Raw genomic sequence first — 14,384 nt, forward strand, 5'->3', positions numbered from 1 at the left:
CACAGAGAGTATATACTCTGTGGCTTTTAAGTTATTTTACAATTTCAAATTCTAAACCTTTGAAAATGTGATCGTTAATTTGAATTTCCATTTTGTATTTACCGACAGGGTCAGTTTTATCAAAACCCCAGCAACGATTTAATACTTGATTATTCGCAAGGTTTATTTCAGTAATGATAGTATGATTTTTCTTGTCAGCAGAAGAATCAATTTTAGAGCCGGGAGAAGCTAATTTCATTGCAGCAGGAGCATAGAAAGCTTCTGCAATAGTAACTTTATTTTGTACAGGAAGATTAATACTGTGCCAGCAAAGCCTTGTTTGTTTTTTGCTAATAAAGAGCTTATTCCCCTTAATAGGTTTTGCAATTTTTCCACTTTCATCAAAAACCTGTAGCACGACTGCAGGTTTTCCTTCTGCCGGTAAATCTTTAGTGACTGTTTTTTCAGCGGCAGCAAAGCTATAGTGGGAAGTTATTGTTAGGGCAAGCACTGTCCATAATCTATTCATTGTTTGATTTCTCCAATATTTGATGTTTGTCACGTAATTGATTAGCAATACGTTGAATTGCTTCTCCGGCACTTACGCCTTCTGCCATCAGTTTTTGAATTTCTTCCACTGCGGCTTGTTGTTGCTCGTGTGTCAATGATAAAAGTGAATTATCCATTCAATCCTCTTTTTTGTCTAATAATATTGAGTAAAGTTCCAGTCAAAAAATGCAAAGAGGCGTTGCCATTGCTCATCAAACGGTGCAATTATCTCTATTTTTTGCAAATTTTTCGGGTGCTGAAATTGCAATTTATGGGCGTGTAACATTAAACGACTTACGCCTGATTTTTCAGCTAAAGCACGGTTTTGGTGTAAATCGCCATATTTGCTGTCTCCCATAATCGGGTGAAACAGGTGTTTCAGATGGCGACGTAGCTGATGTTTCCGCCCGGTTTTAGGACTAAGTTCAACCAAACTATAACGAGCGGTTTGGTGTTTGCCGACAGCGTAAGGCATTTCAACCTTTGCCAAGCCTTTATAATCCGTAATGGCTGCTTGAGCCTCTTTTTCCTGTGAAAATTTATCCGCAATTTTATCTAAAATCACTTTAAGTGGATAATCAATTTGTGCCGAACCTTGTAAATAGCCACGTACCACCGCCAAATAAATTTTTTGCACTTGATGTTGCTCAAATTGTTCGCTCATTACTCGGGCTGTTTCACTGTTGAGAGCAAAAAGCAACACTCCGGAGGTTGGGCGGTCAAGGCGGTGAATCGGAAAAACGTGTTGCCCGATTTGATCCCGCAGGGTTTGCATTGCAAACACCGTTTCGTGCTTATCTAACCAAGAACGATGCACCAACATTCCGGCAGGTTTGTTGATGGCGATAAGAAAGTCGTCTTGGTATAAAATATCTAAAGTCATAATACATTAAGTATAATTTATCAAATCTCTATGATGGCGCAAGCGTCCTCGCTTGTGCCAAATTTTGAAACAAACGATTAATTTAGCATTAAACTTAGCACCAGCGTGGACGCTGGCGCTATCAACAAGATTTGTCAGATTAATAAAAGAACTGAGAGAGAAATTAATCTTTCAACAACGTTTCCAAGCCTAATAGCGGTTCACAAATTGCTTGTAAATAACTCTCGTTTTTCAATGCCTCTTCTAAATAAGGGGTGATTGCAAAATTGCGAGGTAAATCGGCATTTGCATCTAAAATGGCTCGCATTCTGGGAATAAAAATCCACTGTAGCCATTGGGTTGGGGTTAAAGTTTCCACGCAGAAAGGTTGTTCATTGGCTAAGGCTTCAGGGCTTGGTGGTGTCACCTCCCAAAGTTGATTAACTCTAAGGGCGATTTCTAAATCAGATAAATGCTGTATAACTTGTGATTTCATCTTAGTTTTGCTTGTGAAATGAGGCTTTTTCGGGTAAAAATAAGGGCAAATTTTACCATTCAAACCGATTTCGCTCTAGGAATTTATATGCAAAACACCGTTCAAGATAACGCTCAACAAAACCAACCAACGATTTTACAAAAGATCGTACAAGATAAAGCCATTTGGGTAGCACAAAAAGAGCAAGCCTTTCCGTTAAGTGAATTTCAGCACAAAATTGTTAAAAGTGACCGTGATTTCTATGCGGCTCTTGCCAAAGGCACACACCAAGAACCGGCTTATATTTTAGAATGTAAAAAAGCCTCACCGTCAAAGGGGTTAATTCGTGCTGAGTTCGATTTAGACAGTATTGCTCAAGTGTATAAAAATTATGCTTCAGCGATTTCAGTTTTAACCGATGAGCAATATTTCCAAGGTGATTTCCGTTATATCGATCAAGTTAAACGCCAAATCACACAGCCGATTTTGTGTAAGGATTTTATGATTTCGGCGTATCAAGTTTACCTTGCGCGTTTTTATAATGCCGATGCGATTTTGTTGATGTTATCGGTGGTAAATGATGAGACCTACCGTGAACTTGCCGCACTTGCGCACGAGTTAGGAATGGGCGTTTTGACCGAAACCAGTACGGAGGCGGAATTTGAGCGTGCTTTAGCTTTAGGGGCGAAAGTGATTGGTGTGAATAACCGTGATTTGCACACGCTTACGATTGATATGAACCGCATTGTGCGTTTGGTGGAAAAATACCAAGCTCAAATTCCTTCTGATGTCTGTTTGATTTCGGAATCAGGCATTAACGATCACCAGCAAGTCAAAAACATAAAGCCGTATGTCCACGCTTTTTTAATCGGCAGTAGTTTAATGGGAAGTGCGGATCTTAATAATGCGGTGCGGGCAGTGATTTTCGGCGAAAATAAAGTCTGTGGCTTAACCCGAGTGCAAGATGTGAAAGCGGTTTATGAGCAAGGGACATTATATGGTGGTTTGATTTTTGCTGAAGGCTCGCCTCGCCAGCTTTCACTTCGCCAAGCCCAAGAATTGGTAGTGAATGCACCGTTACGTTATGTAGGCGTGTTCCAAAATCAAGCGGTCGAATTTGTGGAAAAAATTGCAAAACAGCTTGAATTATTTGCGGTTCAATTGCACGGCTCGGAAGATGAGCAATACATTGCAGAACTGGCAGAAAAATTAGGTGGTAAAACCCAAATCTGGAAAGCTTTATCGGTTGATGTTGAGGCTGAAAGCCTAGAATTTAACGACAATCCGCAGATTGCCCGTTATGTGCTAGACAGCAAAATAGGCAATCAGCAAGGCGGCACAGGCAAAACCTTTAATTGGGCGTTGATTCCAGAAACCTTAAAACAAAAAGCGTTATTGGCAGGTGGCATTGGCACTGAGAATATTGAGCAAGCCCTTGCTCAAGGCTGTGTCGGGTTAGATTTAAATTCTGGCGTGGAAAGTGCCAAAGGCGTAAAAGATTTACAAAAATTGACCACTTGTTTTGGCAAAATTATTCAAGCATAGGCATTCAAAGCGATGGAAATTATGCTAGAATAAAGCCGTTTTAATCATAATTAACAATGAGGATTGTAAAATGGGTACTTTTGGTTATTCAATGCTAACGGTTGTAGGCGCACTTGGTATGATCGTTATTTTTGCCAGCAACATTTTCTAATATTGGTACTATTGAACTGGTTGAAACACGGAAAATCTTGAGGTTTTCCGTGTTTTGTTTTTTAAGGGGATATGATGGGTAAACTGACTTTTGCGACACTTACATTTAATGATGCAGATACACCGGTGTCGGCGCAATTTGATGATATTTATTTTTCCACCCAAGATGGTTTGGCGGAAAGTTACTATGTGTTTCAAGAAGGTAACCAACTGTGGGAAAAGTGGCAATCTCACCCGAAAGAGGCTTTTGTTATTGCGGAAACCGGCTTTGGCACGGGCTTGAATTTTTTAGCCGTTGCTGACAAATTCCAACAATTTCGGGCAGCATTTCCGCAAAGTAAACTAAAACGACTCTATTTTATCTCATTTGAGAAATTTCCTCTGACGGCCAGCCAATTAGCTGATATTCACCAACGCTATCCGCAATTTGCAACATTATCTGAAAATTTAACCGCTTGTTGGCAGCCTCGCCAAATAGGTTGCCAACGTTATCATTTTGAGCAGGTTTATTTAGATTTATGGTTCGGTGAGATTGCTGAAAACTTACCCCAATTAGGCGATCTTTATAGCGGCACGATTGACGCTTGGTTTTTAGATGGCTTTTCGCCTGATAAGAACCCCGAAATGTGGAACGAACAGTTATATCGCCAAATGTTTCGATTAAGTGCGAATGGCGGTAGCTTTGCCACTTTTACCGCCTCAAGTATGGTAAGAAGAGGGCTGGAACAGGCTGGGTTTACAGTAAAAAAACGCAAAGGATTCGGCAAAAAACGTGAAATGCTTTGGGGCGAGAAACCGTTAGATAGCCAAATTATTACACCTCAGTACCCCTATTTTTATGCCAAAAATGAAACCGCTGATGACATTGCGATTATTGGTGGTGGAGTAGCGAGTTTCTTCGTTGCGTTATCGCTGTTAGAAAAAGGCAAGCAAGTTACGCTGTATTGTAAAGATGAAACCTTGGCAATGAATGCTTCAGGAAATTTACAAGGGGCGATTTACCCACAGTTGAGCGATGATGACGAGCGAAATGTGCGATTTTATATTCATAGTTTTGATTATGCGTTGCAACGCTTACAACAACTGAAATCCAATATTGAGTTTGAGCATAATTTAAGTGGAGTAGTGCTTTATGCCTATAACGAGAAAACGGCTAAAAAGCTGGAAAAAATAGCGGAGCAGACGGCTGATGAGACCTTATTAAAATCTTGCTCAGCGGCAGAATTAAGCGACAAATTAGGCTTAAGCGTGCTAAACAAGGGAGCATTTATTCCACAAGGTGGTTGGCTTTCACCGGTACAACTTGTTAGAAATGGCTTTGCTTGGTTGGAGCAGAAAGGTTTGAAGATTGTATTGAATCACAAAGTTGAGAATTTAGCCTTTTCTAATAGAATGTGGCAATGGCAAGCAAAAGGAAAAACGGTTCGACACCAAGCGGTTGTGCTGGCAAATGGGCATACGTTGAATGAATTTAGCCAAGCAAATGGCATTCCGTTGTATCCGGTGCGAGGGCAAGTGAGCCAAATTCCGACTACAAGTCAATTACAAAAACTGAAGTGTGTGCTTTGTTATGATGGTTATTTAACGCCGATTTCTACTTCGGGCACACATTGCATTGGAGCAAGCCATATTCGGGATAATGCAGAAACCGAGTTTAGTTTATCGGAGCATTGGGAGAATGTTGCAAAACTTCAGCAAAATGTAACCGCTTGTGAGTGGACGAAAGGAATTGATTTATCTGAAAATAAAGCCAAAGTCGGTATTCGTGCGGCGTTTCGTGATCGTGTACCGATGGCCGGGGCAGTGCATCATTTTGAGCAGCAAAAAAGCCAATATGCTAATTTATACAACCAGTTGAGACGCAAACAAGCGCTCGAAAATGCCGACATTTTTACCAATCTGTATATGGTAAACGGCCTGTCTTCTCGAGGTTTGACGACTGCACCACTTCTAGGGGAATTGTTAGCAAGCCTGATTGTGAATGAGCCTGTGCCAATCAGTGAGGATATTTGGCATAACCTTAGCCCAAATCGAGCTTGGATTCGAAAATTGTTGAAAGGTTCGACAGTCGCTTGATAAAACAAACCCCGAATTGATTTCGGGGTTTCGTTTATTAACGAATAATACCACGGGTAGAACGTTTGAAGAATTGTTTAAAAATAGCAATTGCAGGTTCTGTTGCTGCAATTTGCTCAATTTCTACTAGGCACTCTTCCAATGTTTTTCCGCTGGAGTAAATCAGTTTATAGACTTTGCGAATAGCGTGCATAGTTGGTTTATCAAAGCCACGACGTTTTAACCCTTCAAAGTTAATACCAAATGGGCGTGCGTGGTTACCTTGTGCCATGACATAAGGCGGTACGTCTTGGCTGACCATTGAACCGCCTCCAAGCATAACGTGTGAACCAATCACAACGAATTGGTGAATGGCGGACATTCCTCCCACAATCACGAAATCATCTAGGGTAACGTGACCTGCCAGCGTACCATTATTGGCGATAATACAACGGTTACCGATAGAGCAGTCGTGTGCGATGTGGGTGTTGATCATAAATAAGTTATCATCACCGATTTTCGTCACGCCACCGCCTTGTACTGTACCTCGGTGAATAGTAACACTTTCACGAATACGGTTACGATTACCGATCACCACTTTGGTTGGTTCGCCTTGGTATTTTAGATCTTGATTAATTTCACCAATGCTGGCAAATTGGAAAATATGGTTATCTTCACCAATTTCAGTCATACCGTTAATGACAACATTTGAGTGAATTTTTGTTCTCGCCCCGATTTTGACATCTTTACCGATGACTGAAAATGGACCAATTTCAACGTGAGCGCCAATTTCAGCACCTTCTTCAATGATGGCAAGCGGGCTAATTTTTGCTGTTGAATCAATTAGACGCATAGTTTGTTCCCTCTAGTTTGGGCTTATATCGAATTATTTACGGCGAGCGCACATTAAATCTGCTTCACAGACTAATTTGCCATCAACGTATGCTTTACCGGTAAATTTAGTAATACCACGTACTTCTTTAAGAAATTCAACCTCAAGTTGAAGTTGATCGCCCGGCACAACAGGGCGTTTAAAGCGAGCATTGTCAATTGCGGCAAAATAGTAGAGTTCGTCTTCACTTAACTTACCATAAGTGGCAACGGCTAATACGCCAGTTGCTTGAGCCATTGCTTCAAGAATCAATACTCCTGGGAAGATTGGTGCGCCAGGAAAATGCCCGGTAAAACAAGGTTCATTGAAGGTTACATTTTTAATGGCTTTTAACCATTTCCCTTCTTCATAATCGGTTACGCGATCAACTAACAGGAAAGGGTAGCGATGCGGTAACATATCCATAATTTCGGTTACTTCAATAATATTTGGCTCACGATTTTCAGTTGTCATTTCTGTCACTTTAAGACCTCTAATAAAATTAATCGTTAAAACGTTTTTCTAACGATTTTAAGCGTTTGTTCATTTCATCAATATTCATTACAAGTGCTGCGGTTTTTCGCCATTCTTTATTGGTTTGTAATGGAATACCTGATGAGTAAATTCCTTTTTCTGTAATTGGGCGCATAACCATACCCATACCGGTAATTATGGCACCATCACAGATTTCCATATGACCGTTGATAACACTTGCTCCACCAATTTGGCAAAAGCGACCAACTTTTAGACTGCCTGCCATAATGACGCCGCCGGCAACGGCAGTGCCAAAACCAATGTGTACATTATGGGCGATTTGGCAAAGGTTATCAATAATCACATTATCTTCGATTACGGTTGGATCTAATGCACCTCGGTCAATACAAGTACAAGCACCAATTTCAACTCGATTGCCGATAATCACACCACCGGTTTGTGGGATTTTAATCCATTGCCCTTTGTCATTCGCATAGCCAAAACCATCACTCCCGATAACCGTTGAGGATTGGATTAAGCAATCAGCACCGATTTGTACATTGTGATATACCGAAACATTTGCCCAGAGTTGGGTTCTTGCCCCGATTTTACTGTTTTTTCCCACAAAACAGCCTGCACCGATCACGGCATCATCGCCCAATTCTACGCCACTTTCAATAACGGCATTTGCCCCTACCGATACGTTATTACCCAGTTTAGCTTCAGGTGAAATCACCGCACTTGGGTGGATTTCGCTCGCTGCTTTCGGAGTAGAATCCATATATTGAGCCAGTTGAGCATAAGCAACATACGGATTGGCAACGATGATAAGATTTTGATCTGCTCGGCAAAATTCCACATCTGCCGGGCTGACGATAATAGCTCCAGCATTGCAAGCGGTCAAATTTTCCCGATATTTTGCATTTGAGATAAAGGTAATTTGCGAGCTGTCGGCTTTATCTAAAGCAGCAATACTTTGAATAGCCAAATCGGCGTTACCCCTAAGAGTACCGCCGATATGCTCCGCTAAATCAATTAAACGGAAATTTGCCATTATTTTTTCGCTTCTTCTGGTTTAGTTTCTTCAGCTTTGGTTTCTTTTTCTGTAGCTGGTTGAGCTTCAGTTGCAGGTTTTTCTATTTTAATTTCCGGATGTTTTTTAACAATAGCATCAAGTACTGCTTCAGTAATATCTTTACCTTCATCTTCAGCATAAAGTGCTACTTGTGGTTGTAATACTAAAGTGTAACCTTTCGATTTTGCGATCTCTTTAATGGTTGCATTTACTTCATCAACCGCTTGTTTTTGCGCTTCTTGTGGGTTAATGCCACCATTTTCTTTATTTGCTTGTTCAATACGTTTTTGGAATTCATCTGCACGTTTCTGGAAGGCTTCTGCTTTTTTTGCAAAATCAGCTTCACGTTTTTGAATTGCTGTTACTTTAGCTTGGAATGCGTTTGCTTCTTTTTGAATCGCATTTTGACGTGCTTGAATCTCTTTTGAACGTAAGCGAGGTGCATCTTTCTCTAATGCTGCAACTTTTTTCTTGATAGAAGCTTCTACATTTTTTTGTTCATTTTGTAGTTTTTGTGCATCTTCGTTAATTTTGTTACGTTCAGCCGTTAATGTTTTATTCTCATCAGCTAATTTTTTTTCATCAGCAGCAAATTTTTCTTGGCTTTCTTTCATAAATTTATCAAATTTTGCTGAAGCATCTAATAATACAGGGTGGTTTTGTAATACATAGCTTGGATCTACGAAACCAATAGTATCTGCAGCATTCGCGATTCCGGTTGTAGAGGCTAAAGCTACGGCTAAGCCAGTCATTTTAAATAATTTTTTCATTTGTTTTCCTTGTATGAACAGTTTTGAAATAAGCGGCTAAGTTGCAAATTTTTACATTTATTAACCGCTTGTGGTTAATTAGAATGAACTACCAATGTTGAACTGGAATTGTTCAATATCATCATTATCATATTTACGAATTGGTTTCGCATAAGAGAATGATAATGGCCCGATTGGAGACATCCATTGGAATGCAATACCGGCGGAAGCACGGAAACGTTTGAAATCACCATAGTCAGGCAAGTTCGTATATTCATCTTTCTTCCATTTTGTATTCCATGCACTTGCAGCATCAACAAAGAGAGAGGTTCTTACATTGTGCTGATATTTTTCGCTCACAAATGGCGTTGGTGTGATTAATTCCAAGCTTGCCGCAGCTAACGCATTACCACCGATAATATCATTATTCATGCTATCAAATTTGCCGGATTTTGTATTATAGTAAATCGCTTGAGGCCCTACTGCACCGTAAGAGAAACCTCTTAGTGTACCAATACCTCCGGCAGTATAAAGCTGATAGAACGGAACTTCTTTACCACCAAATCCATTAGTATAAGCAATGCTAGCTTTCGTTGAAATTACCCATTTGTGCTCACGGTTTAACGGGTAATAATTTCTAAAGTCTGCACTGACTCGGTAATATTTATTATCAGAGCCAGGAATTGTGATTTTACCGCCAATGTTTGCGGTAGTTCCTTCAGTCGGGAAATAGCCTCTATTCAAGCTGTTGTAGTTCCAACCGAGAGAAAAATCAAAATCGTCCGCTTTGATTTTTTTGTAATAATCGGCAGCTGGATCGAACTCAAAGTTCATTGATTTTACATATTTTTCTCGAGTATATTCTCGAGCCGCATTTTTTATTTTATCGTGTGTGTAACCTAAGCCTAAATAATAGGAGTTATTTTCATTAACAGGGAAGCCAAGAGTTCCGTTAATACCATAGGTTTGGCGCTTATATGACGCTACGGAATCATTGTCTGAGTTATCATAATCTTCATAGAAAATATTACCGCCTAAACTTACACCATCTTTAGTAAAGTAAGGTTCGGTATAGCCTAAGTTAACGCTGGTACCATAGTCATTACGGGTACCATTTAGACTGATAGTTGACCCCATGCCTAAGAAATTGTCTTGTTTAATTCCTGCTTGATAGCTGATACCGCTTTCCGTGCCGTAACCGATACCAAAGTTAATACTACCGGTATTGCGTTCTTTAATTTTATACACTACATCAACTTGATCGGCTGTACCTTCTACATTTGGCATTGACATATCAACACTTTCATAGAAACCGGTTCTTTCTAAACGAGCTTTACCTAGAGAAGCTTTGTTTGTGGAAAGCCAAGCACCTTCTTGTTGGCGCATTTCACGACGTAATGTTGAATCTGCAGTGACATCATTACCTTCAAAACGGATTTTACGAACATAAATACGACGACCGGCATCCACAACAAAACTGATTTTTACGGTTTTATTTTCTTCATTAAATTGAGGATAAATGTCTACTTTAGCTGAACCATAACCTGCGTCCCCTAAAATAGATTTAATTTCTTCCTCAATTTGAGTAAGGTCTGATTTACGGAATAATTGACCTGGTTTGAATTCTTTTAGTAGGGCGTTGAGCTTGCTATCCATATTGGCTGTATTGCCGATAATTCGCATTTCACTGACATGGTACTGTGACCCTTCATCTAATTTATAGGTCAATGCAACTTCCGTTTTATTATCATTGAATTGAACATCGGTATCTTGGATAGCAAATTTTGCATAGCCACGATTTAAATAGAAGTCTCTTAATGTTTCTAAGTCTTTTTGATAGGTGGTTTGTTCAAATTTGCTACTTTCAAAAATATTCCACCAAGAAACATCAGGCTGAATATCTAAGTTTTCTAATAATTTTTTATCAGAGAAGGCATTATTACCTTCAAACTTAATTGTTTTGGCTTTAGCGACTTCACCTTCATTAATCACTAATTTAATATTAACGCCACCCTCTGTGTTATGCACGACAGATGTGTCAATTTTGGCTTCATAACGACCAGTAGAGTGATAATGTTCAATTAGCCCTTCTTTAAAAGTCTCAAGTTTGGCAGCATCAAAAATTTCACCTTGGTTAATTAAGTTTGCTTTCAAATTTTGCTCTAAAGCATCTTTAGGAATCGCTTGGTTACCCTCGATCTCTACCTTGCCAATAATAGGTTTTTCTGCGACTTTGATTACAAGCGTATTGCCTTCTCGTGTTGCACGAACATCTGCAAAACGTTGTTGGCTGAATAGATGGCGGACGACATTAGATACATCAGTATCTGTCGCTGTTTGGCCTACTCTGACTGGAATAGATGAAATGATAGCTTCACCTGTTGTAGGTTGCACACCTTCAACACGAATGTCTTTTACTACGAAAGGTGCAGCAACTACACCGTTTGCAATTAAAAGAGAGGAAAGTAATAATTTTTTCATTGAAATTATCCTATGATCGTTTTGCAATATTATTAATAATATAGTTTAAATCCACATTATGGATTTTGATGTATGGGTGCTTTTTGCAAAAAAGTCACCTTTTTTAACCGCTTGTTAAAAGTGAATTATATCGTTGGCAAAGGCGAATAACATTAAACTCAGTACGAATGCAATTCCTATTTGTTGGAATCTGAGTTGTACTTTTTCTGATAATGCTTTTCCACGAATTGTTTCAACAGCCAATAAAACAAGTTGCCCACCATCTAAGGGTAAAAGTGGAAATAAGTTCATTACCCCCAAATTGACACTGATTAGAGCCATAAAACTAAGGTAATAAACTAAGCCGATTTCAGCTGTTGCACCGGCTCCTTTTGCCATTGAAATTGGCCCACCTAAATTTTTAATGGACAAATCACCGCTTATTAAATTACCGATAAATTGGAGTATGGTTTGGGTAAGAGACCACACTTTTTCGATACTTTTATAAAATGCGGTAAGAATATCATATTTTAATTCGGTACGATATTTATCTGCAAGAGGCTCATAGGTCGGAATCACACCGATAATATAGCGTTCATCTTGTTTTTTTGGTTGGATAACAAGGTCTTTAATCTGACCTCGTTGTTCAATTTTAAGTTCAATAGGTTTACCTGTTTGTACCAGTTCAACTAAATTGAACCAATTAAACGGTTGCTGATTAATTTGAAGAATCCGATCACCAGCTTGAATGCCTACCTGGCTTGCAGGAGAATTTTCGACAACTTGTTTAATTTCAGCGGTAACTTTTGCACTTTTTGGGCGAATACCTAATGCGGTTAATGGGTTTTCTTTGGCTGAGTCAATATTCCAGTTAGACAAGTCGAGTTCATATTTTTGTGTTGATTTGCCGTAGATATTGCCCTCTAACGGTACATTTTTATTGCCCACGAAACCAACTAGTGCTAAAGATGCACTTTCCCAGTCTTGAATAGATTGATGACCAATTTTTGTAATCTCAAGTTCACTAGGCAGCTTTGCTTGGGCTGCAATAGTATTTGGTAAAATTTCCCCAATAACAGGTTTAACAGTTGGAATACCGGCAATAAAAACGACCCAGTATGACAAAATCGCAAAAATAAAATTTGCAGCAGGACCGGCTATAATAATAAATGCACGTTGCAATACAGATTTTGTTTTAAGAGCTTGTTGAGCTGGAGCGTTGATATCCGTTTCACCATTCCACATTTGTACATAGCCGCCCAGAGGAATAAGTGAAAAAACAAATTCGGTTCCTTGTTTATCTTTTTTCTTAAATAAGACTTTACCAAATCCGATCGAAAAACGGATCACCTTTACCCCGCATTTGCGAGCAGCCCAAAAGTGCCCGTATTCATGCACAAAAACCAGTACACAAATTAAAATAAAAAATGCAATGATGGAAGTCATATTCTATAGTACAAAAAAGAAGAATGTGGCAAAAAATGGAACTGCAGCAGTTAAACTATCAATACGATCTAAAATACCACCGTGACCGGGGATAAGTTGGCTACTGTCTTTAATGCCTGCTTGGCGTTTAAACATACTTTCTGCAAGGTCGCCTAATACTGAAATAGCAACTGTTGCGATTGAAACTAAAATAAATGGCATTGTTGATAGTGCTTTGCCGAACACATTTGCAGGAGTAAGTTGTAAAAAGACAAAGGCAATCACGCCTGAGGTAAGGACACCGCCAATCACCCCCTCCCACGATTTACCCGGAGACACTTTTGGAGCAAGTTTACGTTTTCCAAAAGCTCTACCAACGAAATAAGCACCGGAATCAGCCCCCCAAACTAATAAGCAAACATAGAGGAATAAATAAGTACCTTGGTATGGATCAAGTGCATAATTATGGAAACGCAATGCGAGCGTGCCAATTAAAAACGGCACTAAGGTAGCAAATCCGAATAGGAATTTAGCTGCAACAGATTTTTCCCACAGTTTTGCCGAGTTGGGGTAAGTTGCCACTAGGACAAGGGCAATTAACCACCAAATACAGCCAATAAAGAGGATAGGGGTAGTCTCATCAGTAATAAAACGGGTTGCTCGGATATAATCAGTATTCGCAACGATTGCAAAAAGTAATAAGCAGATTGTCACCATTGCCACAATTGCACGCGGCACAGGGCGTTTAAAGCCGGCAAATTGAGCCCATTCCCACATTGCTGCCACAACAATTGCCGATAACACTAAAGTTAAAGGAAGTGGTGAGAGCCAAAATATGGCAGCCAGCACGGCAATAATCATAATAATCGCTGAAAGTACACGTTCTTTAAGCATTGTATTTCCTTATTCTTTTTATATTAACAACCACCGAATCGGCGTTCACGTTGCTGATAAGCATAAATTGCATCACTAAAAGCCTCATCATTAAAATCAGGCCATAAAACCGGGCTAAAAAACAGCTCGGCATAAGCAATTTGCCATAATAGAAAATTGCTGATCCGCTGCTCGCCACTGGTTCGAATTAATAAATCCACTTGCGGCTGGTTTTCTGTCACTAAATGTTGTTGAAATAATGCGGGTGTAATCTGCTCCACAGCAAGTTGTTCTGATTTAACTTGTGCTGCTAGTTGTTGAGCAGCTTGAACAATATCCCAGTAACCACCATAGTTGGCAGCAATGTTTAAGATTAGCCCGGTATTGTTTTCGGTTAATTTTTCCGATTCGGCAATGCGTTTTTGTAAATTTTCGCTAAAGGCGGATTTATCGCCAATAATCTTTAAGCGAATATTATTTTTATGTAATTTTTTAACTTCAGAATCTAAAGCTTTCATAAACAGAGACATTAAAGCTGAAACTTCAGTTTCTGGTCTGCTCCAATTCTCACTGCTAAATGCGTAGAGGGTTAAAACTTGGATATGATGCTTTGCTGCAAAACTAACGGCAGAACGAACTGCCTTTACACCATTCTGATGACCAAAAATGCGTAATTTTCCTTTCTGCTTAGCCCATCTGCCATTGCCATCCATAATAATGGCAACGTGCTTAGGCATATTTTGAGGATCGAAGTTCACAGAATTTTACTCACTAAAATAATAAATTAAGCTAAAAATAGTCGTAACTATACCATAGGATAAGCCAGAGTGGAATTGACAAGC

Annotated in this window: 14 protein-coding genes; 2 read left to right on the forward strand and 12 right to left on the reverse strand. The window is 39.5% G+C overall.

The genetic code is table 11. From position 1 onward, the window contains the following. Window positions 1–31: 31 nt before the first annotated feature. From ACJ7Z2_RS06730 to ACJ7Z2_RS06745, 4 genes are all read right to left on the reverse strand, one after another. On the reverse strand, window positions 32–508 hold the full coding sequence (locus ACJ7Z2_RS06730; protein WP_409499757.1) for a hypothetical protein: 477 nt from the start codon (window positions 506–508) through the stop codon (window positions 32–34). Next, window positions 501–665 (reverse strand): YoaH family protein, encoded by a 165-nt coding sequence (locus tag ACJ7Z2_RS06735; RefSeq protein ID WP_409499758.1) that lies wholly within the window; start codon window positions 663–665, stop codon window positions 501–503. Before ACJ7Z2_RS06735 ends, ACJ7Z2_RS06730 begins: the two co-directional genes overlap by 8 nt. A 17-nt stretch (window positions 666–682) precedes the next feature. Then, window positions 683–1,411 carry a tRNA pseudouridine(65) synthase TruC gene (gene truC, locus ACJ7Z2_RS06740; RefSeq protein WP_409499759.1) on the reverse strand — a complete coding sequence of 243 codons (729 nt, stop codon included), beginning with the start codon at window positions 1,409–1,411 and terminating at the stop codon, window positions 683–685. 163 nt (window positions 1,412–1,574) lie between these two features. Beyond that, window positions 1,575–1,886 (reverse strand): YqcC family protein, encoded by a 312-nt coding sequence (locus ACJ7Z2_RS06745; protein ID WP_409499760.1) that lies wholly within the window; start codon window positions 1,884–1,886, stop codon window positions 1,575–1,577. A gap of 87 nt (window positions 1,887–1,973) precedes the next feature. Here ACJ7Z2_RS06745 and trpCF point away from each other — a divergent pair, with 87 nt between their 5' ends. Next, window positions 1,974–3,410, forward strand: a complete 1,437-nt coding sequence (gene trpCF / locus ACJ7Z2_RS06750) for a bifunctional indole-3-glycerol-phosphate synthase TrpC/phosphoribosylanthranilate isomerase TrpF (RefSeq protein ID WP_409499761.1) — start codon at window positions 1,974–1,976, stop codon at window positions 3,408–3,410. A gap of 225 nt (window positions 3,411–3,635) precedes the next feature. Then, the gene (gene mnmC, locus ACJ7Z2_RS06755) at window positions 3,636–5,636 is read left to right on the forward strand and encodes a bifunctional tRNA (5-methylaminomethyl-2-thiouridine)(34)-methyltransferase MnmD/FAD-dependent 5-carboxymethylaminomethyl-2-thiouridine(34) oxidoreductase MnmC (RefSeq protein ID WP_409499762.1); all 2,001 of its coding nucleotides are present in this window, start codon (window positions 3,636–3,638) and stop codon (window positions 5,634–5,636) included. A 37-nt stretch (window positions 5,637–5,673) separates the two neighbouring features. Here the strand turns inward: mnmC and lpxA are convergent, their stop codons facing one another. The 8 genes from lpxA to uppS form a co-directional block, all read right to left on the reverse strand. Continuing rightward, window positions 5,674–6,468, reverse strand: a complete 795-nt coding sequence (gene lpxA / locus ACJ7Z2_RS06760) for an acyl-ACP--UDP-N-acetylglucosamine O-acyltransferase (protein WP_006248427.1) — start codon at window positions 6,466–6,468, stop codon at window positions 5,674–5,676. Window positions 6,469–6,501: 33 nt separating this feature from the next. After that, window positions 6,502–6,960 (reverse strand): 3-hydroxyacyl-ACP dehydratase FabZ, encoded by a 459-nt coding sequence (gene fabZ, locus ACJ7Z2_RS06765; protein ID WP_006248428.1) that lies wholly within the window; start codon window positions 6,958–6,960, stop codon window positions 6,502–6,504. A 28-nt stretch (window positions 6,961–6,988) separates the two neighbouring features. Next, on the reverse strand, window positions 6,989–8,014 hold the full coding sequence (gene lpxD / locus ACJ7Z2_RS06770) for a UDP-3-O-(3-hydroxymyristoyl)glucosamine N-acyltransferase (RefSeq protein WP_006248429.1): 1,026 nt from the start codon (window positions 8,012–8,014) through the stop codon (window positions 6,989–6,991). Further along, window positions 8,014–8,805: an OmpH family outer membrane protein gene (locus ACJ7Z2_RS06775; RefSeq protein WP_006248430.1), complete on the reverse strand. Its 792-nt coding sequence runs from the start codon at window positions 8,803–8,805 to the stop codon at window positions 8,014–8,016. Before ACJ7Z2_RS06775 ends, lpxD begins: the two co-directional genes overlap by 1 nt. A gap of 78 nt (window positions 8,806–8,883) precedes the next feature. Beyond that, complete coding sequence (gene bamA / locus ACJ7Z2_RS06780; protein WP_409499763.1) at window positions 8,884–11,265, reverse strand: outer membrane protein assembly factor BamA; 2,382 nt, start codon at window positions 11,263–11,265, stop codon at window positions 8,884–8,886. A gap of 114 nt (window positions 11,266–11,379) precedes the next feature. Further along, window positions 11,380–12,690 (reverse strand): RIP metalloprotease RseP, encoded by a 1,311-nt coding sequence (gene rseP / locus ACJ7Z2_RS06785; RefSeq protein WP_409499764.1) that lies wholly within the window; start codon window positions 12,688–12,690, stop codon window positions 11,380–11,382. A gap of 3 nt (window positions 12,691–12,693) precedes the next feature. Then, a complete protein-coding gene (locus ACJ7Z2_RS06790; protein WP_154704194.1) occupies window positions 12,694–13,563 on the reverse strand; it encodes a phosphatidate cytidylyltransferase in 870 nt (289 codons plus the stop codon). Window positions 13,564–13,586: 23 nt separating this feature from the next. Beyond that, window positions 13,587–14,300 (reverse strand): polyprenyl diphosphate synthase, encoded by a 714-nt coding sequence (gene uppS / locus ACJ7Z2_RS06795; RefSeq protein WP_409499765.1) that lies wholly within the window; start codon window positions 14,298–14,300, stop codon window positions 13,587–13,589. Window positions 14,301–14,384 lie beyond the last annotated feature (84 nt).

Source organism: Mannheimia glucosida (genome assembly GCF_046267875.1).
Lineage (GTDB): Bacteria > Pseudomonadota > Gammaproteobacteria > Enterobacterales > Pasteurellaceae > Mannheimia > Mannheimia glucosida.